24 protein-coding genes are annotated in these 22,001 nt (G+C 61.5%); 17 read left to right on the top strand and 7 right to left on the bottom strand.

The window, feature by feature from the left end; genetic code table 11:
- The 4 genes from leuD to AC2FM5_RS08175 all read right to left on the bottom strand — a co-directional run.
- Positions 1 to 496: 3-isopropylmalate dehydratase small subunit (leuD, locus tag AC2FM5_RS08160; protein ID WP_496734958.1), on the bottom strand; the 496-nt coding region annotated here is incomplete at its 3' end.
- Between the two features lie 43 nt (positions 497 to 539).
- Entirely contained in the window at positions 540 to 1,094 is a 555-nt protein-coding gene (locus tag AC2FM5_RS08165; RefSeq protein ID WP_170343176.1) for an HdeD family acid-resistance protein, read from the bottom strand.
- Positions 1,095 to 1,132: 38 nt separating this feature from the next.
- Entirely contained in the window at positions 1,133 to 2,536 is a 1,404-nt protein-coding gene (gene leuC, locus AC2FM5_RS08170; protein ID WP_170373252.1) for a 3-isopropylmalate dehydratase large subunit, read from the bottom strand.
- A gap of 51 nt (positions 2,537 to 2,587) precedes the next feature.
- The gene (locus tag AC2FM5_RS08175) at positions 2,588 to 2,686 is read right to left on the bottom strand and encodes an isopropylmalate isomerase (RefSeq protein ID WP_141138497.1); all 99 of its coding nucleotides are present in this window, start codon (positions 2,684 to 2,686) and stop codon (positions 2,588 to 2,590) included.
- Between the two features lie 116 nt (positions 2,687 to 2,802).
- Between AC2FM5_RS08175 and AC2FM5_RS08180 the strand changes: the two genes are divergently transcribed.
- The 4 genes from AC2FM5_RS08180 to AC2FM5_RS08195 all read left to right on the top strand — a co-directional run bounded on the left by AC2FM5_RS08180 (position 2,803) and on the right by AC2FM5_RS08195 (position 5,694).
- Entirely contained in the window at positions 2,803 to 4,164 is a 1,362-nt protein-coding gene (locus AC2FM5_RS08180) for a mechanosensitive ion channel family protein (RefSeq protein ID WP_170445201.1), read from the top strand.
- A 164-nt stretch (positions 4,165 to 4,328) separates the two neighbouring features.
- Positions 4,329 to 4,688, top strand: a complete 360-nt coding sequence (gene rsfS, locus AC2FM5_RS08185) for a ribosome silencing factor (RefSeq protein ID WP_093963679.1) — start codon at positions 4,329 to 4,331, stop codon at positions 4,686 to 4,688.
- A 44-nt stretch (positions 4,689 to 4,732) separates the two neighbouring features.
- Positions 4,733 to 5,203, top strand: a complete 471-nt coding sequence (gene rlmH, locus AC2FM5_RS08190; protein ID WP_170359847.1) for a 23S rRNA (pseudouridine(1915)-N(3))-methyltransferase RlmH — start codon at positions 4,733 to 4,735, stop codon at positions 5,201 to 5,203.
- A 5-nt stretch (positions 5,204 to 5,208) separates the two neighbouring features.
- Complete coding sequence (locus AC2FM5_RS08195; protein WP_170445207.1) at positions 5,209 to 5,694, top strand: flavodoxin family protein; 486 nt, start codon at positions 5,209 to 5,211, stop codon at positions 5,692 to 5,694.
- Between the two features lie 3 nt (positions 5,695 to 5,697).
- Here the strand turns inward: AC2FM5_RS08195 and AC2FM5_RS08200 are convergent, their stop codons facing one another.
- Together AC2FM5_RS08200 and AC2FM5_RS08205 are read right to left on the bottom strand one after the other, a co-directional pair.
- On the bottom strand, positions 5,698 to 6,045 hold the full coding sequence (locus tag AC2FM5_RS08200) for a hypothetical protein (protein WP_149775950.1): 348 nt from the start codon (positions 6,043 to 6,045) through the stop codon (positions 5,698 to 5,700).
- Positions 6,046 to 6,080: 35 nt separating this feature from the next.
- Positions 6,081 to 6,791, bottom strand: a complete 711-nt coding sequence (locus AC2FM5_RS08205; RefSeq protein ID WP_170421054.1) for a DUF599 domain-containing protein — start codon at positions 6,789 to 6,791, stop codon at positions 6,081 to 6,083.
- Positions 6,792 to 6,872: 81 nt separating this feature from the next.
- Between AC2FM5_RS08205 and AC2FM5_RS08210 the strand changes: the two genes are divergently transcribed.
- From AC2FM5_RS08210 to AC2FM5_RS08235, 6 genes are all read left to right on the top strand, one after another.
- Positions 6,873 to 8,321 (top strand): FAD-linked oxidase C-terminal domain-containing protein, encoded by a 1,449-nt coding sequence (locus tag AC2FM5_RS08210; RefSeq protein ID WP_496734964.1) that lies wholly within the window; start codon positions 6,873 to 6,875, stop codon positions 8,319 to 8,321.
- Between the two features lie 25 nt (positions 8,322 to 8,346).
- Positions 8,347 to 9,447: an FAD-binding protein gene (locus AC2FM5_RS08215; protein ID WP_496734965.1), complete on the top strand. Its 1,101-nt coding sequence runs from the start codon at positions 8,347 to 8,349 to the stop codon at positions 9,445 to 9,447.
- Positions 9,448 to 9,451: 4 nt separating this feature from the next.
- On the top strand, positions 9,452 to 10,774 hold the full coding sequence (gene glcF / locus AC2FM5_RS08220) for a glycolate oxidase subunit GlcF (protein WP_496734966.1): 1,323 nt from the start codon (positions 9,452 to 9,454) through the stop codon (positions 10,772 to 10,774).
- Between the two features lie 119 nt (positions 10,775 to 10,893).
- Positions 10,894 to 11,685, top strand: coding sequence for a trypsin-like serine peptidase (locus AC2FM5_RS08225; RefSeq protein WP_260063911.1), 792 nt, complete (start codon positions 10,894 to 10,896; stop codon positions 11,683 to 11,685).
- Positions 11,682 to 12,500, top strand: coding sequence for a trypsin-like serine peptidase (locus tag AC2FM5_RS08230; RefSeq protein WP_170448693.1), 819 nt, complete (start codon positions 11,682 to 11,684; stop codon positions 12,498 to 12,500). The genes AC2FM5_RS08225 and AC2FM5_RS08230 overlap by 4 nt, the downstream gene beginning before the upstream one ends.
- Positions 12,501 to 12,624: 124 nt before the next feature.
- Positions 12,625 to 13,092 (top strand): Hsp20 family protein, encoded by a 468-nt coding sequence (locus AC2FM5_RS08235; RefSeq protein WP_496734969.1) that lies wholly within the window; start codon positions 12,625 to 12,627, stop codon positions 13,090 to 13,092.
- Between the two features lie 141 nt (positions 13,093 to 13,233).
- On the opposite strand, the gene AC2FM5_RS08240 is transcribed toward AC2FM5_RS08235, so the two are convergent.
- Positions 13,234 to 14,709: an NAD-dependent succinate-semialdehyde dehydrogenase gene (locus tag AC2FM5_RS08240; protein ID WP_170438602.1), complete on the bottom strand. Its 1,476-nt coding sequence runs from the start codon at positions 14,707 to 14,709 to the stop codon at positions 13,234 to 13,236.
- Positions 14,710 to 14,998: 289 nt separating this feature from the next.
- Here AC2FM5_RS08240 and AC2FM5_RS08245 point away from each other — a divergent pair, with 289 nt between their 5' ends.
- The 7 genes from AC2FM5_RS08245 to AC2FM5_RS08275 all read left to right on the top strand — a co-directional run bounded on the left by AC2FM5_RS08245 (position 14,999) and on the right by AC2FM5_RS08275 (position 21,977).
- Positions 14,999 to 16,078, top strand: coding sequence for a coiled-coil domain-containing protein (locus tag AC2FM5_RS08245; protein ID WP_170359858.1), 1,080 nt, complete (start codon positions 14,999 to 15,001; stop codon positions 16,076 to 16,078).
- Positions 16,079 to 16,329: 251 nt separating this feature from the next.
- Complete coding sequence (locus tag AC2FM5_RS08250) at positions 16,330 to 17,448, top strand: hypothetical protein (RefSeq protein WP_496734972.1); 1,119 nt, start codon at positions 16,330 to 16,332, stop codon at positions 17,446 to 17,448.
- Positions 17,449 to 17,469: 21 nt separating this feature from the next.
- Positions 17,470 to 19,401 carry an AAA family ATPase gene (locus AC2FM5_RS08255; RefSeq protein WP_496734974.1) on the top strand — a complete coding sequence of 644 codons (1,932 nt, stop codon included), beginning with the start codon at positions 17,470 to 17,472 and terminating at the stop codon, positions 19,399 to 19,401.
- A 100-nt stretch (positions 19,402 to 19,501) separates the two neighbouring features.
- Positions 19,502 to 19,720, top strand: a complete 219-nt coding sequence (locus AC2FM5_RS08260; protein WP_170445238.1) for a hypothetical protein — start codon at positions 19,502 to 19,504, stop codon at positions 19,718 to 19,720.
- On the top strand, positions 19,717 to 21,054 hold the full coding sequence (locus AC2FM5_RS08265) for a DUF6638 family protein (protein WP_222458059.1): 1,338 nt from the start codon (positions 19,717 to 19,719) through the stop codon (positions 21,052 to 21,054). Before AC2FM5_RS08260 ends, AC2FM5_RS08265 begins: the two co-directional genes overlap by 4 nt.
- 1 nt (position 21,055) lies before the next feature.
- Positions 21,056 to 21,322, top strand: a complete 267-nt coding sequence (locus tag AC2FM5_RS08270) for a hypothetical protein (RefSeq protein ID WP_496734977.1) — start codon at positions 21,056 to 21,058, stop codon at positions 21,320 to 21,322.
- Between the two features lie 10 nt (positions 21,323 to 21,332).
- On the top strand, positions 21,333 to 21,977 hold the full coding sequence (locus AC2FM5_RS08275; protein ID WP_170452084.1) for a DUF1523 family protein: 645 nt from the start codon (positions 21,333 to 21,335) through the stop codon (positions 21,975 to 21,977).
- The last annotated feature ends 24 nt before the right edge of the window (positions 21,978 to 22,001 follow it).

Raw genomic sequence — 22,001 nt, forward strand, 5'->3', positions numbered from 1 at the left:
GGTGCGGGTCGATATCAAACTCGATCACGACGCCGTCAGAGGTGACGATCTGCTGATCTTCCAGATGCACGGTCATACGTGCGTTCTCGCCCTTGTGGGCATCCTCCATCAGAATGACGTGGTGGTGTTCTTCGACGACGATGGGCAGGATGCCGTTCTTGAAGCAGTTGTTGAAGAAGATGTCGGCGAAGCTGGTCGAGATGACCACCTTGATACCGAAATCCTTGATCGCCCAGGGCGCGTGTTCCCGAGATGAGCCGCACCCGAAGTTGTCGCCGGCCACCAGAATCTCGGCGTTGCGATAAGCGGGTTTGTTCAGGACGAATTCTTCGTTCTCGCGTCCGTCATCGTGATAGCGCATCTCGTCGAACAGGACGACGCCGAGGCCGGACCGTTTGATCGTTTTCAGATGCACCTTGGGAATGATCATATCGGTATCGATATTGATCAGGGGCATGGGGGCTGCCACACCGTGGACTTTTTCAAACTTTTCCATGTTCACACTCCTGCGGGAGAGGTCAGGCCCCATGCCCCGCGTTTCAAGCTTGTTGAGCTTCTGTTGTTTCGTCTTTGGGCGCGTTCTTGACGAAGAACGCCATGAAGACCAATCCGAACCCGTTGAACAGCATCTCGATGCCCAGCAGGATGCCCAGCAACTGGAACAGCACCGCCGGTTCCGAGCTTGCATAAGACCAGATGATGCCTGCCAGGATGATCGACAAGATGCCCGAGATCAGGGTTGGCCAGAAAAATGACGTGCCTCGCATCTGAAACGAGAGAATGATCCGTGCGATCCCGCCTGCCATGAACAAGATAAGCACCACTGTTGCCAGCGTCAGAGTGCCTGCCAGCGGATGGTCCAGAAACGACCAGCCCAGGAACAGCATGACCGCACCCATGATGAAGGCCAGGATCTTGTTTCCGGTTCCTTCGACGGTGAAACCGCCGACAACCTGCAGAACACCGGACACCAGCAAAAGGACGCCGGTGACCACGGTCACTGCCACGGATGCCACAACCGGTGCGCCCAGCACGAATATGCCGAACACGATCGATAGAAGCCCCATCAGGAGCCATTTGACCCATTCACTCATTTCAGTCTCTCCCTCAAATATCTAGATATGAGGGGACCTTACATCAATTCACGCACATCTGTCAGCTTTCCCGTGATTGCCGCAGCGGCAGCCATCGCGGGGCTCAGCAGATGGGTGCGTCCGCCGCGGCCCTGACGACCCTCGAAATTGCGGTTCGAGGTGGCGGCGCAACGCTCGCCCGGGGTCAGCTGGTCGGGGTTCATCGCCAGGCACATCGAACAACCCGCAAGGCGCCATTCGAACCCGGCCTGCTTGAAGATCTCGGCAATGCCTTCCTCTTCGGCCTGCGCGCGCACGAGGCCCGAGCCGGGCACGACCATGGCGCGGATGCCGTCCTTGATCTTTTTGCCCTTCAGGATCTCGGCAGCGGCGCGCAGATCCTCGATCCGGCCGTTGGTGCAGGAGCCGATGAAGACCGTGTCGATCTCGATGTCGCTCAGCTTCTGCCCCGGCTTCAGGCCCATGTATTCGATCGAACGGCGCGCGGCCTCGACCTTGCCGCCCTCGAAATCCTCGGGGTTGGGCACGGTCGCGGTGATCGGCAGAACGTCTTCGGGGCTGGTGCCCCAGGTAACCACGGGGGCGATTTCTTCGCCGCGGATGGTGACGACCTTGTCCCAATGGGCGTCGTCATCGGAATAGAGCGTCTTCCACCAGGCCAGGGCGGCCTCCCACTGCGCGCCCTTGGGAGCGTGCGGGCGGCCCTTGACGTATTCGAACGTCTTTTCGTCCGGCGCGATCAGGCCGGCGCGGGCGCCGCCCTCGATGGCCATGTTGCAGACGGTCATGCGGCCTTCCATCGACAGGTCGCGGATCGCTTCGCCGCAATATTCGATCACATAGCCGGTGCCGCCGGCGGTGCCAGTTTCGCCGATCACGGCCAGAGTGATGTCCTTGGCGGTCACGCCCGGCTGCAGTTTGCCGGTGATCTCGACCTTCATGTTCTTGGACTTTTTCTGGATCAGAGTCTGGGTGGCCAGAACATGCTCGACCTCGGAGGTGCCGATGCCGTGGGCCAGCGCGCCGAACGCGCCGTGGGTGGCGGTGTGGCTGTCGCCGCAGACCACGGTCATGCCCGGCAGGGTCCAGCCCTGTTCGGGGCCGACGATGTGGACGATGCCCTGACGGATATCATTCACCGGGTAGTAGTGAATGCCGAATTCGCGGGCGTTCTTGTCCAGTGCTTCGACCTGGATGCGCGATTCGGGGTTCTCGATTCCGTTCACGCGGTCGGGCGTGGTGGGCACGTTGTGGTCCGGCACGGCGATGGTCTTTTCCGGCGCGCGCACCTTGCGGCCCGCCATGCGCAGGCCTTCGAAGGCCTGCGGGCTGGTCACTTCGTGCACCAGGTGGCGGTCGATATAAAGCAGGCAGGTGCCATCGTCGGCTTCGTGCACGACATGGGCATCCCAGATCTTGTCGTAGAGTGTTTTGGGGGACATCGGTCCTCTCCCGTCTGTATTGAGAAATGCTGGCGAGTGGCTGGGCGCCGATTATAGGCGGGCCAGAACCGTGCGGGCGGCCCCGAAGAACCGTTCACGCAGGCGCGCGCGGTCTTGCAGGTTGGGAGCAGGGGCCTGATGGAATCTCATGCGATCCAGATATATCGCGCCCCCTCGTCAATCAAGGCTCAATCCGCGTCCCACGACAGGTCGGTGGGCCTTGCAAGCCGCCACATTGCTGTTCAATCTGGCGGCAGGAGACGCGCATGGACAATGATTTGATCCCAAGTTCGATTTCAGAACTGTTCGACAACATGGCCGAGGCCTTTCTGTTGCAGCTTGGGAACCTGGTCGAGTTGATCGTGACTCCGGGGTGGCGGCAGTATCAGATCGCCATCATCCTGGGGCTGGTGGCGCTGTCCTTCCTTTTGACTCTGCTGACAAAAGGCCGGTGGGAAGCCTGGGCGCGGGCGCGCAGTGGATGGCCCAAATGGCGGTTGCGGGTTCTGGTTCAGCTGATGCAGCGGTTGACGCTGGTCTACTTTGTCGTTCTGGCCTGGGGCGTCTATCTGGTGATGCAGCAGGTCACCTGGCCATCGCGCAGTTACATCATCGGTGTTCTGGCAACGCTGGCAACCGCGTGGCTTGCGATCGCGCTGATTTCGCGACTGGTCCGCAACCGGACGATTCGGCGCATCTTCCGCTGGTCGATGTGGATCTACGCCACGCTGGTCGCGCTGAGTCTGACCGATGACGTCGCCGAGTTCCTGGACGGCGTGGCGATTTCGATCGGCAGCCTTCACATCTCGGTATTGGGGATTCTCAAGGCCATTCTGCTGATCGGCACGTTGTTGGTGCTTGCGCGGCTCGGCACCCGGGCGGCGGAACGCGGGCTGAAAAGCAATGACGACATCTCGCCCTCGATGCAGGTGTTGCTGGCCAAGGGGATCCAGGTGGCGCTGTACGGGCTGGTCTTTCTGGTCGGGATCCGGACGCTGGGATTCGACCTGACCGGGATCGCGCTGTTGTCCGGTGCGGTTGGCGTGGGCATCGGCTTCGGCCTGCAGAAGGTCGTGTCGAACCTGATCTCGGGGATCATCATCCTGATGGACCGGTCGATCAAGCCGGGCGACGTGATCTCGCTGGGCGACACGTTCGGTTGGATCAACGCGCTGGGCGCCCGCTACGTCTCGGTCGTTACCCGCGACGGGCGCGAGTACCTGATCCCGAACGAGGATCTGATTACCGGGCAGGTGGTGAACTGGTCCCATTCCGACGAGTTCGTCCGCCTCGATCTGACCTTCGGCACCAGCTACGGCGACGACCCGCACAAGGTGCGCGAGTCCGCCGTGCGAACGGTGAAATCAGTCAAACGCGTTCTGAGCGGCGGCAAGCACGAACCGGTCTGCCACATCACCGGGTTCGGCGACAGCAGCGTCGATTACGTGCTGCGGTTCTGGATCCGCGATCCGACGGCCGGCCTGACCAACATTCGCGGCAATGTCTATCTGGCGCTGTGGGATGCATTCCAGGCCGAGGGCATCTCGATCCCCTTCCCGCAGCGCGAAGTGCGCCTGCTGGGGCAGGGTGCCACCGACACCGCTGTGCCACATCTGGACACGGATTGATCAACCCCGTGCCATCAACGGTTGCCGTTCATTGAAATGTTGCAATTGCCTTGCTACCTTAATAGTACCCCGGCGCCGGGGTTACACGGCGCTTTAGCAAGGAGGACCATGTCCTGTCTCTACACACACAGGCGGGTTTGCCCGCCGATGAAGGGGCCGCTGTGATGGCCCGCTCTCAGTCAATCAGCGACAAGCTGCTTGAACGCATCCTTTCCTCACTTTCCGATGACAAGGCCGAAGATGTTGTGCAGATCAACCTGCAGGGCAAGTCTTCGGTGGCCGACTACATGGTCATCGCTTCGGGCCGGTCGACGCGTCAGGTGTCGGCGATGGCGGAAAAGCTGACGGATCGCATCAAGCAGGAATTCGGTTTCACCTCGAAGGTCGAAGGCAAGGATGCCGGCGACTGGGTGCTGATCGATACGGGCGATGTGATCGTCCATATCTTCCGCCCCGAAGTGCGCGAATTCTACCAGCTGGAAAAGATGTGGCTGCCTCAGGGCGGCAGCGCCTCGGCGAACTGAGGCGCCATCCCGGCCCGTATTGAAGGGCCGGCGGCGAGAGCGACATGCGTATCAGCATTTGTGCGGTCGGGCGATTGCGTGCCGGACCGGAGAAGACCCTGCTTGACGACTATCTGACCCGTTTCGACCGGACCGGCCGCGGCCTGGGCTTGGGGCCTGCGCGCGTGATCGAGGTCGAAGACAAGAAAAACGCCGGTATGGGCGCCGAGGCCGCGTTGCTGCGCAAGGCGCTGCCCGCTGGCGCGGTGATCTGCACATTGGACGAGCGGGGAAAGGTGATGTCTTCCCCCGATTTCGCGCGGAAGCTGGCCGGGTGGCGTGACATGGGCCGGCAGGATCTGGCCTTTGTCATCGGCGGCGCCGACGGTATCGACCCGGCGCTGCGGGCCGAGGCCGATTTTTCGATTTCTTTCGGCGCCATGGTCTGGCCGCATATGCTTGTCCGGGTGATGCTGTCGGAACAACTCTATCGTGCCGCGACGATCCTGTCGGGCGGCCCGTATCATCGGGCCTGACCACTGTGGCCCGTCTACTGATCGTCTATCATTCGCGCACCGGCGGCAGCCGGCAGATGGCCGATGCGGCCGCACAGGCGGCCAGCGCCGAGGCCGAGGTCAGCCTGAAACCCGCCGAGCAGGCGGGACCCGACGATTTGCTGGCGGCCGACGGATACATCTTTTGCGCGCCCGAGAACCTCGCGGCGCTGTCAGGCGTCATAAAGGACTTTTTCGACCGCTGCTACTATCCGGTTCTGGGCCGGATCGAGGGGCGGCCCTATGCGCAGATGATCTGCGCCGGGTCCGACGGTCAGAACGCGGCGCGGCAACTGGCGCGCATCGCCACCGGTTGGCGCCTGAAAGAGGTGCAGCCGCCCCGCATCGTCTGCACTCACGCCCAGACGCCCGAGGCGATACTGGCGGAAAAGACCATCCCCGAGGATGAACTGGACAAATGCCGCGAGATCGGCGCGGCACTGGGTGCCGGGCTGTCGCTTGGCGTGTTCTGACGATCAGTCCAGCGTCACAAGCGTGGTGTCTGCGTTCCAGCCGTCGACACTGCAACGGGCCTGGACCTGGACCTGGTTCGCGCCTTCGGGGATCGCGACCCCGCCCAGCGACCGGGTAAAGGGCTGCTCGGTCTCGTGCGGGTGGTGCAGCACCCGCATCCCCAGCTCGGTCCCGTCCATCGCCAGAACGCGCCAGCCATCAGCATAGTGGTCCCACCCGGTATCGGGATGGCGGATGGTCACGTCGAATCGCCAGGTTTCGCCCGTGCGCGTCGCGGTGACATTTTCGACCGTCGGCGGGTCGGCGAGGGCCGGGGCTGCCAGAAACAGGCAGGGGATCAGGTGTCGCATTGCGCCAGTCTAGGATCTGATCGGGCGGGGCGCGATCACGTCTGCGTGTCCGGCGGCAGGCTCAGCAGGATCGCGCGGGAATGCGAGGCAAACTCGCGCCGATAAAGAACCCCCAATGTCAGAAGCGTGCCGATGATCAAAGTGATCGGGCCCAGGATCCAGGCCAGCGAGGCCAGCGCGAAATAGGTGGCGCGCAGGGCACGGTTGAAGCTGCGCGCGGCGGTCACGCAGATCTCGGCCGCCTGCGCCGCGCGGGGATAGGCCTGCGGATCCTCGGGCTCGTTGGGCACCGCCGCCATCAGCACCGCGCAGTAGCCGAACAGCCGGTGCGCCCAAACGTATTTCAGAAAGGCATTCGACAGAAACAACAGCACGATCAGGATCTTGACCTCCCACACCATGGCCGGTGCGCTGCCGATGGCCAGATCCTTGGCGACGCCCGACAGCCGCTCGGTATTGCCCAGAAGGGCCAGCCCGCCCCCGATGGCGATCATCGTGGTCGAGGCAAAAAACGTACTGCCCTGACGCATCGTGCCCACGACCTGGGCGTCGAACATGCGGGGCTGACGGGTCACCATTTCGCGCATCCAGCAGCGGCGGAATTCGTCCATCATCACCGCGACCGAGCGCTTGCCGGGCGCGGGGTTCTCGATCCGCCATCCGATCCATTGCCAGGCGATCAGCAACAGCAGGACGGCGGCGTAGTCCAGGGGCGAAAACAGCAGGGCGCGTTCGGTCAATGTCATGGCGCGACAGTACGTCCGACGAAGGCAACTTGCCAGATGCAGAAATTGGTAATATTATTTTACCAAACTGGAGGATCCGCCATGGACATGCCACAGCCCAACCCCGACGTTTTGGCCCGCAAGGCCAGCGTTCTTGCCCGTCTGCGGCAGGTTCTTCCCGAAGATGCCGTCATTGCCGATCCGTCCGAAACCCGCGCCTATGAGTGCGACGCCCTGACCGCCTACAAATGCGCGCCGATGATCGCGGTTCTGCCGTCTTCGACGCAGGAGGTCTCGGACATTCTGCGAATCTGCCACGACGAAGGCGTGCCGGTCGTGCCGCGCGGGGCCGGGACCTCGCTGGCTGGTGGGGCGCTGCCCACCGCCGATTGCGTGATCCTGGGCGTGGCCCGCATGAACGAGGTGCTCGAGGTTGACTATGACAACCGCTTCATCCGTGTGCAGACCGGCCGCACCAATTTGAGCGTCACCGGCGCGGTCGAAGAGCAGGATTTCTTCTATGCGCCCGATCCGTCGTCGCAGCTGGCCTGCGCCATCGCGGGCAATATCGCGATGAACTCGGGCGGCGCGCATTGCCTGAAATACGGCGTGACCACCAACAACCTGCTGGGCGTGACGATGGTGCTGATGGATGGCCGCGTGGTCGAGATCGGCGGCGCGCATCTGGATTCCGGCGGGCTGGACCTGTTGGGCGTGGTCTGCGGCTCGGAAGGGCAGCTGGGGGTCGTCACCGAGGCGACGCTGCGCATCCTGCGCAAGCCCGAGGGCGCGCGCCCGGTCCTGATGGGTTTTGATGACAATGCGGTGGCGGGCGAATGCGTCTCGGACATCATCAAATCCGGCATCCTGCCCGTGGCGATCGAGTTCATGGACCGGCTGTGCATCGAGGCCTGCGAGAATTTTGCCCATGCCGGCTATCCGAATTGCGAGGCGCTGCTGATTGTCGAGGTCGAAGGCTCGGACGCCGAGATCGACAGCCAGTTGGCCAAGATCGTCGAGATCGCCAAACGACACAACCCGGTCGAGCTGCGCGAAAGCCAGTCGGCCGAGGAAAGCGCCCGCATCTGGCTGGGCCGGAAATCGGCCTTTGGCGCGATGGGGCAGATCAACGACTATATGTGTCTGGACGGCACGATTCCGGTGTCGGCCCTGCCGGACGTGCTGCGCCGCATCGGTGAATTGAGCAAGGAATTCGGCCTGCCCGTGGGCAACGTGTTCCACGCCGGCGACGGCAACATGCACCCGCTGATCCTGTTCGATGCGAACAAGCCCGGCGATCTGGAAAAGTGCGAGGCCTTCGGGGCCGAGATCCTGAAACTGTGCGTCGATGCCGGCGGCTGCCTGACCGGCGAGCATGGGGTGGGCATCGAAAAACGCGACCTGATGCATCATCAATACGCGCCTCAGGACCTTGAGGCGCAGATGGCCGTCAAGGACGTGTTCGACCCGAAATGGCTGCTGAACCCCGCCAAGGTGTTCCCGCTGGACGCCAGTGCGGCCCGGCGCGTCGTGCCGATGGCGGCGGAATGACTCCCAAGACAGAACGGACCCCGCAATGAGACCTGAATCAGAGTCTGAACTGGCCGAAATCGTGGCCGGCCTGAATGAACCGGTACGCGTTGTCGGTGGCGGCACGCGCGGTGTGACCGGCCCCGACCGGATGCTGAGCACCGAGGGGCTGCGCGGGATCACCCTGTACGAGCCGGGGGCGTTGACGCTTGTGGCGCAGGCCGGAACCCCGCTGGCTGAGATCGAGGCCGCTTTGGAGGCCGAAGGTCAGCAGCTGGCGTTCGAGCCGATGGACCATCGCGCCCTGCTGGGATCCTCGGGCGCGCCCACGATCGGCGGTGTCGTGGCGGCCAACGTCTCGGGGCCGCGCCGGATTCAGGCCGGGGCCTGCCGTGATTTCCTGCTGGGCGTGCGCTTTGTCGACGGGCAGGGGCAGATCATCAAGAATGGCGGGCGGGTGATGAAGAACGTCACCGGCTATGATCTGGTCAAGCTGATGGCCGGGTCCTGGGGCACGCTGGGCGTGCTGACCGAGGTGTCGCTAAAAGTGCTGCCCAAACCCGAGGCCAGCGCGACGCTGGCCGTACCCGCCAAGGACGCCGCGACTGCGGTTCGCATCCTGTCCGAGGCCCTGAAATCACCCTTTGAGGTCACCGGCGCAGCCTATGATCCGCAGCAGCAGCGCGCCTTGATCCGGATCGAGGGGTTTGCTGAATCGGTCTCGTATCGCACCGGGCGTCTGCAGGAGTTGCTTGCCCAGTTCGGCGCAGTTGATCCGGTCGAGCCATCGGACGCCCTGTGGCAGGCGATCCGCGATGCGGCCGATTTAGCCGACACGCCCGGCGAAGTCTGGCGGATTTCGGTCAAACCCGGCGACGCGCCCGAAATCGCCGCGCGGGCCGAGGCTGATCGGACCCTGTTCGACTGGGGCGGCGGGTTGATCTGGGCGCTGGTGCCCGCAGGCACCGACCTGCACGCGCGCATCGGCGCGTTTTCCGGCCACGCCACGCTGGTGCGGGCCGGGGCCGATACCCTTGCCCGGCTGGGCCGGTTCCAGCCGGAACCGCAGGGAATTGCGTCTCTGACACAGGGGATTCGACAGAAATTCGACCCGCGCGGCGTGTTCAACCCCGGGCTGATGGGATAGGGCGATGCAGACCACATTCACCGAAGACCAGTTGAAAGACCCCGGCACCCGCCGCGCAAACGAGATTTTGCGCAACTGCGTGCATTGCGGGTTCTGCACCGCCACCTGCCCGACCTACCAGGTGTTGGGCGACGAATTGGACAGCCCCCGTGGGCGCATCTACCTGATCAAGGACATGCTGGAAAACGAGCGTGTGCCGGATGAAAAGACCGTCAAGCATATCGACCGCTGCCTGTCCTGCCTGGCCTGCATGACGACCTGCCCGTCGGGCGTGCATTACATGCATCTGGTCGATCACGCCCGCGAATATATCGAAAACCGCTACAAGCGCCCCTTCTCGGACCGGGCGCTGCGGTGGGTTCTGGCACGGATCCTGCCCTATCCGATGCGGTTCCGCTGGGCGCTGATCGGGGCCAAGCTGGGGCGGCCGTTCCGCTTTCTGATGCCCGACGCGCGCCTGCGGGCGATGCTGGACATGGCTCCGAAACACATCCCGCCGGTCAGCCGCAATGACGACCCCCAAAGCTTTGCGCCCAAGGGGCAGGCGATCAAACGCGTGGCCCTGATGACGGGCTGTGCGCAAAAGGCGCTGAACACCGACATCAACGATGCCACGATCCGCCTGCTGACCCGGCTGGGCTGCGAGGTCGTTGTGGCCGAGGGCGCCGGCTGCTGCGGGGCGTTGACCCATCACATGGGCAAAACCCGCGAAAGCCATGCCACCGCCGCCGCCAATATCCGCGCCTGGACCCGCGAGATGGACGGCAAGGGGCTGGATGCAATCGTCATCAACACCTCGGGCTGCGGCACCACGATCAAGGATTACGGGCACATGTTCCGCGACGATCCGCTGGCCGAGGACGCGGCGCGGGTGTCGGGCATTGCCATGGATGTCAGCGAGATCCTGATGCAGCTGGACTTGCCGCAGGGTGACGACAAGGGGTTGACGGTTGCCTATCACGCGGCCTGCTCGCTGCAACACGGGCAGCAGATCAAGACCTATCCCAAGGACCTGCTGAAAAAGGCGGGGTTCACCGTGGTCGAACCCGCCGACAGCCACCTGTGCTGTGGCAGCGCGGGCACCTACAACCTGATGCAGCCCGAGATCTCGGCCAAGCTGAAACAGCGCAAGGTGCGCACGTTGGAGGCCAAGAACCCCGATTTTATCGCGGCCGGGAACATCGGCTGCATGATGCAGATCGGGTCGGGTACCCAACTGCCCATCGTGCATACGGTCGAGCTGTTGGATTGGGCCACGGGCGGGCCTCGGCCCCCTGCGCTGGATCGGGCCGGACAGCCTGCGGATGCGGTGCCGATCCTGCGGTGATCGGGCCTGATGCGCCGACGCATCAGTCTGGTGCGGATTAGGCGCGGTCCGGCTCTGCCCTATTTTCGCCAAACGCCACGCGTAAGTAGATTGGCCGATACCTCATGCCGGAGAACCGCGTGCGTACATGGATCAGGGCGATAGCGTTATGTGTTCTGCCATTGGCAGCCACGGCGCAGGATACTGGGCTGCAAAGCCTTGAAACCTCGGATTCCGGGCGCGAATGGATGGCGGTTGGACGGCTGAACATCGACGGCACCGGCTTCTGCACTGGTGCGTTGATCTCACCCACGCTTGTTCTGACCGCAGCGCATTGTCTGTTCGACCAAGCGACCCGCCAACGAATTGATCCGGGCCAAATCGAGTTTCTGGCGGGGTGGCGACACGGCCGCGCATCGGCCTATCGCACAGCGCGCCAGGCGGTCATTCATCCGGAGTACGAGTATGACCGCGCCGCATCCGTCAGTCGTGTGCGCCACGACGTCGCGCTGATCGAGTTGTGGCAGCCGATCCGAAATACGACCGTGATCCCGTTTGAAACCGGCTACAGGCCGACGCGAGGCGAGGATGTCGGAGTGGTTTCGTACGCCCACAACCGCGCAGAAGCCCCTTCGCTGCAACAGGTCTGCTCGGTCATGGCGCAGCAATCGGGGGTGCTGGTCATGTCCTGTGACGTGGATTTGGGTGCGTCCGGCGCGCCGATCTTCTCGTTCTCAGGGGATCACCCCCGGATCGTATCGGTCGTGTCCGCAAAGGCCGAATTGGAAGGCCGGCGGGTATCGTTGGGAACAGCGCTGGAAGAGTCGCTGGAGGTGCTGCGTACCGAGCTGTCCGCAGGGAATGGATTTGGCGCTTCCGGCAATACGCTCGAGCCTGGAAAGAACGTCGGCGCAAGGTTTGTCCGGCCATGACCTGCCGTATCGTGACATTGGCCCTGATTTTGGCCGGGATTGCTGCGTCGGCGGTGGCCCAGGACAGTGGCAAGCGCCGGCTGACCGATCGGGACGACCTGTATGGTTGGGAGGCGATCGGGCGGTTGGACATCGGAGACCGCTCGTTCTGCACCGGCACGCTGATCGCGCAGGATCTTGTCCTGACCGCAGCCCATTGTGCGACGGACAAGGCCACCGGTCGGACCTACGCACCCGGCGAAGTCACCTTTCGCGCAGGTCTGAGCGATGGACATGCGCTTGCCGAAGGCACGGTCGTGCAGATCGCCGTCCTTCCCGACTATGACCCCCGGGTTGGCCTGTCACCCGAGATGGTCCGGGTCGATGTCGCCCTGATGCGACTGGATCAACCGATCCCGTATACCGTCGCCAACCCATTTGCATTGCACAGTGGCCGGGTCGCCGGGGATGAGATCAGCATCGCTTCGTACGGGCGCGGCCGATCCGAGGCAATCACGCGCCAGCGGTCCTGCCGGATTCTCGAGCGGCGCCAAGGTCTGATTACCTTCAATTGCGATGTCACGTTCGGATCCTCCGGTTCAGCCATTCTGGCCCGCAACGGGCCGCGTTGGCAGATCCTTTCTGTGGTATCTGCGGTTGGTACCGACGGCCGTCGCAAGGTCGGGTTCGGCATGGAACTTGAGGGGGTCGTCTCGGACCTCAAGGCCATCATGCGGCGGGATGCGCCGCAGCCAAAGGCCAAGATTCGGCGGCTGCAGGTCGGCTCGGGCAAGTCCAGCTCGGGCGCGAAATTCATCAGCTCCGGCGGGTCTTGAACTCAGCCAGTTTCTTTCCCATCTCATGTGTGTCGGGCAGCCAAACCGGGGTCCGACGATCACCAACGCCCGTCCAATCGGAGGGCAAAACTCGTAAATCGCTCTGAACATGAGGATAACGAACATGCGTAGCTTTGATTTTGCACCACTGCACCGCGCAACCGTCGGCTTTGACCAGATTGCCGACATCATGGATCGGGTTATGACCAGCGAAGTGTCACAACCCAGCTATCCCCCGTACAACATCGAAAAAACCGATGCCGATGCGTATCGTATTTCGATCGCAGTCGCCGGCTTTGCCGAAGATGACCTGACGATCGAAGTCAAGGAAAACGCGCTGGTCGTGGCCGGCAAGAAAGCCACCGAAGACACCAAGCCCACCTATCTGCATCGCGGCATCGCCACCCGCGCCTTCGAGCGTCGTTTTGCTCTGGCCGACCACGTCCGCGTGACCGGCGCCAGCCTGGAAAACGGCATGCTGCACATCGACCTGAAGCGCGAGGTGCCCGAAGCGCTGAAACCGCGCCGGATCGAGATCACCTCGACCAAGGCGATCGAACAGGACGTGGTTGACGCCAAGCCCGTGAACTGAGGCCAAGACTGCCCAAGCGGCGATGATAGTCTCCTCCCTCGGTTGTCGCACAACCCCGCGTTCCTCCGGACGCGGGGTTTTTCATGACGGTTGCAAAGAAAAAGGGCGCCCAGAGGCGCCCTTGTCTCATGGTCCGTCCGATCAGACCGCCATGCAGATGTATTTCATCTCGAGATAGTCTTCCATGCCGTGGTGGCTGCCTTCACGGCCAAGGCCGGATTGCTTGACACCACCAAACGGGCCCAGTTCCGAGCTGATGATGCCGGTGTTGATGCCGACGATGCCGTATTCCAGCGCCTCGGCCACCTTGTACACGCGGCTCAAATCCTTGGCGTAGAAATACGAGGCGAGGCCGAAGATCGTGTCATTGGCCATGGCGATGACCTCGTTCTCGTCCTCGAACTTGAACAGAGGCGCCAGCGGGCCAAAGGTCTCTTCCTGCGCGACCTTCATGTCCTGGGTCACGTCGGTGATGATCGTCGGCTGGAAGAAGGTGCCGCCCAGATCGTGCGGCAGGCCACCGGTCAGGATCGCGCCGCCATTGGCCGTGGCATCGGCGATATGTTCCTGCACCTTGGCCACCGCCTCGTCGCTGATCAGCGGGCCGGTCGTTGTGCCATCGGACAGGCCGTCGCCGATTTTCAATGCCTCGACCGCGGCCTTGAGCTTGGCGGCAAAGGCGTCATAGACACCGGCCTGCACATAGATGCGGTTGGCACAGACGCAGGTCTGGCCGTTGTTGCGGAATTTGCACAGCATCGCGCCTTCGACGGCGGCATCCAGATCGGCGTCGTCGAACACGATGAACGGCGCGTTGCCGCCCAGCTCCATCGAGCATTTCATGACCTGGTCCGCGGCCTGACGCAGCAAGATCCGGCCCACCTCGGTCGAGCCGGTAAAGGTCAGCTTGCGCACGCCGGGGTTCTCGCAGAACTCCTTGCCGATCTCGCTGGCCTGTGACGAAGGCACCACGTTGAACACGCCCGCCGGAACGCCGGCCTGTTCGGCCAGCAGCGCCAGCACCAGCGCCGACAGGGGCGTTTCGGTGGCCGGGCGCGCGACAAAGGCGCAGCCAGCGGCCAGTGCCGGGCCTGCCTTGCGCGTGATCATCGCGTTGGGGAAGTTCCACGGCGTGATCGAGGCCGCCACCCCGATCGGCTGTTTCAGCACCATGATCCGCTTGTCGCGCTGATGGCCGGGGATGGTCTCGCCATAGACCCGCTTGGCCTCTTCGCCGAAGAATTCGATGAAGGACGCGCCATAGGCGATCTCGCCCACCGCCTCGGCCAGGGGCTTGCCTTGCTCGGCGGTCAGGATCTTGCCCAGATCCTCGGCGTTTTCCATCATCAGGTCGAACCACCGGCGCAGGATCGCGGCGCGCTCCTTGCCGGTCAGCTTGGCCCATTCCTTCTGTGCGGCCTCGGCCTGCGCGATGGCACCGGCCACCTGGGCGCGGCTGACATCCGCGACCTCGGCGATCACGTCGCCGCGGGCCGGATTGGTGACGGCAAAGGTGCCGTTGTCACCATCGACCCATTGCCCGCCGATATAGGCCTTGGTGACCAGAAGGTCGGGGTTCTTCAAAAGCGATTTCAGGTCGGTCGTGGTATCCAGCATGGGTCGGCCTCCGGGCAGGGAAAGAATTTGCGCGTACCCAATCAGGTGGCGCAGAACATGTCTAGGGCCACCCGGGGGCGTCAATCAATCCAGATTTGATCAAAAAATAGATCGGCGTGCGATGCAAGGGCCGGAAAGCATCAAAAGCCAGCCAGCTGTTGGTTTTGACGCCTATCTTTTTCGATAGGGTTTTGCCAAAGTTCCGGTGATTTGAGAGACCCAGGGGGATGTAAATCGTTATAACATTTCCTATCTTGTTGGGTAGATAAGAAAAACAAGGATTGGACAGATGTCGAACCAGCAATTCGAAGCATTGATCGAGGAAACCCAGGCCAAGGTGCGTGAAAGCCAGTCGCAGATCGAAGGGCTGACCTCGCGGATCGAGGCCGCACGCGCCAAGATCGGAACGGCCGAAGCGGATATCGACATCGAAAATGCCACGCTTGAAGACGTGCACGCCCATACCGAGGTGATGAACGCAAACATCGCCGAACTGATCATGGGGCTGGACGACGTCACCAGCGCGTTTTCCAAGGATTTCGACGAGATGCGCTCGAAGACCGGGTGGGAATCGTTCGTGGGCATCTTCTCGAAGGGTAAATCCGAGTCCATGCGCCAAGAACGGATGCGCTCAGCCAATATCGACGACAAGCTGCAGGACCTGATCGCCAAATCCGACGTGATCGTGAAGCTGCTGGAAGGACAACTGGCCGTGCTTGAAGAGCAGCGCGTGAAGGTGGAGAACAACCTGACCGTCACGCTGGATGACCGTGAGGCCACCGTGGCCGAATTGGAGGCTCTGCGTACCGAGATTCAAGGTATGGACCCGGCGATCATCACGCTGGAAAACAAGATCAGTGTCGAGCAGGACGCCGCCGCGCGCACCAAGCTCGAAACCGAACTGGCCGAGCTGAACAAGCAGTACAACGCGAAGGTTCAGGAAGAGCAGGTCAAGCTGGCCAAGTCCCAGACGCTGGAGCGCTATATCGAAAAGGGCAAGACCTGGGTCGATTCACTGCAGAACCAGGCGGCGACGCAGATGGTGCTGATCAACAAGCTGCAGACAGACACGCAACAGCGCGTGGTTCTGTATGACGCCCTGACCAAATCGCTGAAAACCGCGCAGCAGCAGGACGTGGCCCACCGCATCAACGAGATCGGCGTGCAGACCGATCAAGAGGCGCAAACCGCCATGGCCGCCATCGGCACAGCGACCAACCAGAAAATGGCCGACATGCTTGAGGCGCATGAGGACCACATGGTCTTTGCCCGCGACGTGCTGGAGAAAAAGGCCAAGGCGGACGAGCGCTTTGCCCGCAGGTTTGCCTCGATTGTCGAGAAGCATGATAAGAATTTGTATGGGGGGTGAGGACGCGATCCGTTCGCCGCTAAAGATGCTAAGTTCAGCAGTGGGCGTTGCGCTCTTCGGGGCGCTTCTCATCCTGTTCGGGTACCTGACCCAATTGATTCCAGCATACCTTGGTCCCGATCTGAGGTTGATGATGTTCTTCGTACCATTGGTCTTCGCGCTCGGCTCATTTGGAGTTTCAGCCGTGTTCGCAGTCTGGGGCGCACTTTGGTTGGCATTCGAGGTATTCCTTCTATTGGTCGATAAGCTAAATGAGTAACCCAACCCAAGACCATGTCGGCCTGACCGATACCTTTGCCTCGCGCCGCTATTTCCGCAAATTCGAGGTGATCACCGTCCACCTCCTGCGCGTGGCCGCGACGATGGAGGCCGAGGGCGCGATCAGCAAGCAAGAGGTGCGGATCGTGTCGCGCTACCTTTCGGGGCTGCTCTACACCTTCCGCGCGCTCAGCATGAAATACCTGCTGGTCGGGCGTGATACGGGGCGGTTCTTTGGTAGTCTCGCCATGGACAAGCGTGACAGCGGATTTCCGGTGGCGGCCGAACTGCTGACCATGGCCAATGACGCGCAGCAGGCGCAGGTACATCTGGCGAATATGCCCTCGGAAGAGGACCTGAAAACCGAGATGGTGCGGACGATCATTGGCGACCGGGAAATCCCCACCAAGCTGCAGTTCGCACTGTCCCAAAGGCTCTATTACGAGGAATTGTTGAAAGGTCAGCTGTTCTGGGCTCGCAATGACCCGGAATGCCATTGGATCGAGACCGAGGGCGAGCGGCGGAAATTCCTGATTCATTGGGCGGTCTATGACAGCCAGATCAACCTGCCGGTCATCTACCTGATGCAGTTGGAGGACAGCGGCAAAACGGCCCTGCCCAAGGACCAGCGTCGCTGGCCCGAAGTGCAGGCGCATCTGATGGCGCAGTCGCTGGGTGGCTTGAAACTGGTGACCATCGCCAAGGGGTTCGATCAGGATTTCGACGACCTGCACCCCAAACATCTGCGCCGCATTCATGTGGGTCCGATGTATTCCTCGGCCTATACCGAGCAATCCGGCCCCCTGCGGCAGGTGTTGGAGGACGCGCAAGCCCCCGAGGGGCAGGATTGGGCTCTGGCCTGGACCACCGAAGAGCTGCACAGCGAAGAGGTCATCGAAGAACGCGCCGGATGGTTCTCGACCGTCGAGCGCGAGGTCTTTGCGTTGGACCCCTTCGGCGGACAGGGGGCCGAGACCGGGGCCACACGCACCCAGCGCTCGATCATTCTTCCCCAGCGTCCGTTCCAGGTTCTGGCCGAACGCAATCCGCCAGGCTTTGCGGATGTGCGCAAGTTTGTGGTCAGCAAGTCCGGGCAGGTGTTGCGATATTGATAATAAAAAGGCGATTTTGAAATGAGTTTGACGTCAGACCAGATGGAATTGCGCGAAGACGATATTCGCAAGCACTATCCTGCCGCCACCGCGTTGCTGAACGGGTTCGAGCATGCGCCGCGCATAGCCAAACCCGCCGAGGCCGCCGTCGAACGGTCACCGGGTGTGTCGACGGGACGGCGGTTCCGGTCGACCACGCCGGGGTTGGTAACCCGCCGCACTGCGCGGGCCGATGGGGTGCATCTGGTCGAACGGATAGAGGCCGCGGATGACGGCGACGCGCTGGTGTCCCCGCAGCAGGCGACCACACAGCAGGCGATCCGCCGGGCGATTGCCATCGCTTTGGCGGTGGCCGAAACCTATGCGGACCAGACCCCGCTGGCCGATCTGAAACGCGCCAATCTGGCCGGAGATCTTGCCGCCGCGCGCAAGACCGAATTCTCGGATCTGCTGACCGCCGAAGCGTTGATCACCTTGCACACCTTCGGCAATGCGTTGGCCTATTTGATGTCCTCGCATCTGGGTGAGACCACGGTCGAAATCGGTGAAATCGATGAGGTCCTGACAGACAACGGCCAACTCGCCCTGCACGGTGCCCTTTGGGAGCTGGATCAGGTTCTGGCCAAGCACGCGCCCGATGATGCCCATCTGATCGCGGCCACCAGTGCCTATGCAGAGCAACTGATGGAAAAAGCTGCTCTGCGCGCGCAAACGGCTGGCCATCTGGCCCCGTTCCAGAACGCCGCCTGGCATATCGAGGCCGACGATCTGACGATCCGGGGATTTGAGCCCGCGTCGAAGGCCAAATCCACCACGCTCACCATGACGTTCAAGAAACCGAACGAGGTGGTGGGCAACCATATCGCCAAATATCAGGCCATGAAGCTGGCCAAAATGCTGATGGCTTATGATTTTGACCGTCGCCTGAACCCGTTCGCGGAGCTTGGCGGGTTTATCTTTACCTTCATGGGCGACGGCAAACCGGGCACCGGCAAGACCACTCTGATCCAGATGATGGCCGGGCTGATCAATGATTATTGCCAGAATGCAGGCTATCCGTTCCGCTATCAGAACCTGAGCACCGACAATATCGACAGCTATCAGGGCAAATCCGGCCAGAACGCCAAGGCGTTCATCAACACGATCATCGACCCCTCGGTCATCGGTTTTGGCACGATCGACGATATCGATCAGCTGGCCGGCAAACGCGGCGACCGGCAGTCGTCAGCCGGTCAGCTGGAAATCACCGCCGTGCTGATGGAGAGCTTTGCCGGCGCCAACACCGTGGTGCGCGGCAACTGCACCTTTGGCATGTTCTCGAACTACCCCGAGAATGTCGATGACGCCCTGCGGCAGCGGGCGGGTGCGCGGTTCTTGGTGGACGGACCGCAAACGCGCGAGGATTACATCGACATTCTGCACCTGCTGATGGGCCGCAACCACGACATACCCTTAGGCGAACACGAAGCCTATGCCGCGCAGGAAATCAAGAAGGCCGTCGCCGCCAGTTTCGAAAGCCACTCGCGCCCGCATGAGGACGCTTTGCTGCAGGTCTATGACCGGGTTTCTGGTGAGATCGGCCAGATGGACACGATCGCCAAGCTGGGCACCTACCTCAAGGCGATCCAGCAGGCGGATGAGCGGTTTACAGGCCGCGCGATCAAGAACATCACCGACGCAGTCAAGGTCCGCGCGATGGATTTCGAACTGCCCGACGAATGGATGGAAAACCCCGACCTGTTCCTGTTCCGCGACTACGACACCAAGAAAGCCATGATCGAGGACCTGCGCCAGCCGATCACGGTGGAAATGGTGATCCAGGAAATCAACCGCTACGCCGACAGCGAATTCCGCTATGCCGACAAGAGCGATGAGGTCGCTATCGAAAACGCCGTCCGTGAGATGGGCCGGATGGAAGAGGCCAAGCGGCGGTATCTGGAGGGGAAGGGGTGAAGAAGGGAGTTGCGAGCTCGGCATCGAATGCCGGGAACACGATAGAGAAGAACGGATTGACATGTTTTGTCTGAGATTACATCAGGCACAAGGATATTTCTTGCCCGCTGAAACATCTTTTCAGCTCAATTTTCTGAGAAAACCAGTCGTTCCCCGGAGTGCCAGTTTCATTGCAAGCACCTTGCAGCAAATCAAAAAAGTACTGCCTAATCTATCTCAAGCTCAACAAATTCGAGCTCAAGACCTTGGATTGGATTTTGCGGCCGACGATTGGTCTGCACTATTGAAGCAAAGCGATATATGGGATGAAGAGCAATGATCCGCCTCATCGAAAAAGGCCTGATGTTCGGCAACCTTGTCCACATCTCCAGCCCGGCTCTGGTCGAGCGATACAACCGCGCGCTGCAGCATCTGGCGGGCAAGACCACGGCGCTGACGGATTTCCATGTCGATATCTCGGGCTATTCGCCGGAGGTGGGGATTGAGCTGGAGGATGAGCTTTACCTCAACCCCAACGGGGTCAACCGGCAGTTCATTCTGCTGACGACCGAACAGAAACGCGCGCCGCTGCTGAACGTCAAATTCTCGACCTCGCGCGATATCCTACGCGAATTCATCGAGATGAACGAGGCGCAGTTGTTCGCCCTGACCGCCACCGATGCGGTGGCCGGAGAGCTGGTGAACTCGGTCTTCAAACTCACGACGCCGCGCGACCTGCTGAACCTGCGCAATATTGAAATCGAGGCCGACACCGTGGGCGGCACCCTGCGCAAAGCCGAGCAGCTGGCAGGCATGGTCGAGCGGTTCAAGACCGAGGAAGACGCCTGGTTCGATGATGTGCTGATCGCGAAAATGATCGAAACCGCTAAGGAAACCGGCGACGTCACCCGCAACCCTGTCCGGCTGCGCCACACGGTGTTTGAACAGCGCAACTTCTGGACGGCGCATTTCGGCGGCATGTATCTGTTCCCGGATCTGGATCACCCGGCGGCGATCTGCATGGGTGAAAGGCCAGAGGATTTGCCGATCAAATATGTCTTTGATCCGTCGCAGCGAAACCAGATTGCCAAATTTCTGAATTACAACGATCTGGTCGAGCCGATCGTCAAGGCCCGCGGCGTGGATGCCGCCGCGATCCTGCAACAGAAGATGGACTTTCTGACCGTTGACGCCGCCGCGGATGCGGGCATTGATCTGACCGGGCTGGACCGCAGCGACATGCGGCGTTTGGCGCGCAATCACGCGGATCGCTTGCCCGAAGCCTATCATGGCCTCGCGCAATTGTTGCGCTGGGCGACAGATGGCGGGCCTTGGCCGCGTATCACCTCGGATCATCCGGCCTATTTCTATTCGCTGCGCGCCGCCAATACCCCGAACCGCGATCTTGTGAATATGCTGCTGGCCGAACTTGCCCCGCTGGACCCGCGCCAGATGTTCATTTGCCACAAGGAACTGTTCTACCGCACGTATGGTGGCTGGCCGGAGCCGAAAAAGGCCTATGTGGCCGAGTTTCTTGCCCGTGAATATCAAGTGGACAAGGCCGGGGCCCGCGCCGCACTGTTCGGGCATGAACCCGACATGAGCGGCGAAGACCGGGTCAGCGAGGCGGTGATCGCACGGGTCGGCCCTTGGGGCGCGGTAAGGAAAGAGTAATATGTTCGGAGCATTGCGCCTGTTTCTCGGTCTGCTCGTCGTTCAGACGATTGCCTATTTCGCCTTGTCTCTTTACTCGCGTCGCGTCCGGCGACAAAAGCTTGAGACGTGGTGGGAGGAGAAGGGCAAGACTGGCAACAAGGAAGCCTTTGTCGAACGCGGATTGCACGTCTATGACAATTCGTTCCGTCGCAAACTGATCCTGGGTGTTTATATCGTGCCTTGGGTGGCGATCGCCGCGCTGATCTATGTCGTGAACTACATGTGAGGTTTTGGGAATGGTCTACATCAAATGGGCGTTCATCCTGTTTTTCTGGATCACGCTGGGTGCGATCCTGCAATACTCGCTGCCGCAGCACGACATTGTCCGCATCGTAAACACCTACGAAGAGCGGCAGGATCTGACGGATTGGACCCGCATTTTCTGGTCTGAGCCTGATGATCAGTCGACCAGCCTTTCGAACCGCGATGTGCAGTTCATCCAAGCCGTGCGGGCGAACGGCAAGCCGATCGTCTATCGGAACGAAGATACCAGCTGGGGCTGGCCACCCTATTTTAAGTTCGATACCGCCAACCTTTACACCGAAGCCAACGACGCGATCTCGGACAAGGATGATCCGGATTGGGTTGTCGTGACCCACTACGGCTGGCGCAACGAGTTTCTGTCGATCTTCCCGAATGCCATCTTCATCAAACATGTCGAAGGACCGGACGTTCGCATCATTCCCTGGTTCAACATCATTTTCCTGACCGTGTTTCTTGCCATCGTCTGGGCGCTTTGGGTGCGTTGGCGCAGGTTCCGCGAAGCCCGCATCGACCCCATGCTTGAAAGCGTCGAGGATGGTCTCTACGCCGCTGGGGATGCGATCGACGAACGAAGATCCAGTTTCCGGCGCTGGCTGGACAGTTGGAAGTCAAAATAGACCAGAACCGGAAACCAGTTTGAT

The sequence above is a fragment of the Ruegeria sp. BHSA162 genome (assembly GCF_059613385.1).

What these genes read in the sequence shown, in the direction of transcription:
- AC2FM5_RS08215 (WP_496734965.1), top strand. Translation starts at nt 8,347, where the DNA reads ATGAGACCTGAATCAGAGTCTGAACTGGCCGAAATCGTGGCCGGCCTG.
- AC2FM5_RS08175 (WP_141138497.1), bottom strand. Translation starts at nt 2,686, where the DNA reads ATGAGATTCCATCAGGCCCCTGCTCCCAACCTGCAAGACCGCGCGCGC.
- rsfS (WP_093963679.1), top strand. Translation starts at nt 4,329, where the DNA reads ATGGCCCGCTCTCAGTCAATCAGCGACAAGCTGCTTGAACGCATCCTT.
- AC2FM5_RS08235 (WP_496734969.1), top strand. Translation starts at nt 12,625, where the DNA reads ATGCGTAGCTTTGATTTTGCACCACTGCACCGCGCAACCGTCGGCTTT.
- AC2FM5_RS08255 (WP_496734974.1), top strand. Translation starts at nt 17,470, where the DNA reads ATGAGTTTGACGTCAGACCAGATGGAATTGCGCGAAGACGATATTCGC.
- AC2FM5_RS08210 (WP_496734964.1), top strand. Translation starts at nt 6,873, where the DNA reads ATGGACATGCCACAGCCCAACCCCGACGTTTTGGCCCGCAAGGCCAGC.
- AC2FM5_RS08265 (WP_222458059.1), top strand. Translation starts at nt 19,717, where the DNA reads ATGATCCGCCTCATCGAAAAAGGCCTGATGTTCGGCAACCTTGTCCAC.
- AC2FM5_RS08200 (WP_149775950.1), bottom strand. Translation starts at nt 6,045, where the DNA reads ATGCGACACCTGATCCCCTGCCTGTTTCTGGCAGCCCCGGCCCTCGCC.
- leuC (WP_170373252.1), bottom strand. Translation starts at nt 2,536, where the DNA reads ATGTCCCCCAAAACACTCTACGACAAGATCTGGGATGCCCATGTCGTG.
- AC2FM5_RS08245 (WP_170359858.1), top strand. Translation starts at nt 14,999, where the DNA reads ATGTCGAACCAGCAATTCGAAGCATTGATCGAGGAAACCCAGGCCAAG.
- rlmH (WP_170359847.1), top strand. Translation starts at nt 4,733, where the DNA reads ATGCGTATCAGCATTTGTGCGGTCGGGCGATTGCGTGCCGGACCGGAG.
- AC2FM5_RS08250 (WP_496734972.1), top strand. Translation starts at nt 16,330, where the DNA reads ATGAGTAACCCAACCCAAGACCATGTCGGCCTGACCGATACCTTTGCC.
- glcF (WP_496734966.1), top strand. Translation starts at nt 9,452, where the DNA reads ATGCAGACCACATTCACCGAAGACCAGTTGAAAGACCCCGGCACCCGC.
- AC2FM5_RS08165 (WP_170343176.1), bottom strand. Translation starts at nt 1,094, where the DNA reads ATGAGTGAATGGGTCAAATGGCTCCTGATGGGGCTTCTATCGATCGTG.
- AC2FM5_RS08180 (WP_170445201.1), top strand. Translation starts at nt 2,803, where the DNA reads ATGGACAATGATTTGATCCCAAGTTCGATTTCAGAACTGTTCGACAAC.
- AC2FM5_RS08230 (WP_170448693.1), top strand. Translation starts at nt 11,682, where the DNA reads ATGACCTGCCGTATCGTGACATTGGCCCTGATTTTGGCCGGGATTGCT.
- AC2FM5_RS08240 (WP_170438602.1), bottom strand. Translation starts at nt 14,709, where the DNA reads ATGCTGGATACCACGACCGACCTGAAATCGCTTTTGAAGAACCCCGAC.
- AC2FM5_RS08275 (WP_170452084.1), top strand. Translation starts at nt 21,333, where the DNA reads ATGGTCTACATCAAATGGGCGTTCATCCTGTTTTTCTGGATCACGCTG.
- AC2FM5_RS08205 (WP_170421054.1), bottom strand. Translation starts at nt 6,791, where the DNA reads ATGACATTGACCGAACGCGCCCTGCTGTTTTCGCCCCTGGACTACGCC.
- AC2FM5_RS08270 (WP_496734977.1), top strand. Translation starts at nt 21,056, where the DNA reads ATGTTCGGAGCATTGCGCCTGTTTCTCGGTCTGCTCGTCGTTCAGACG.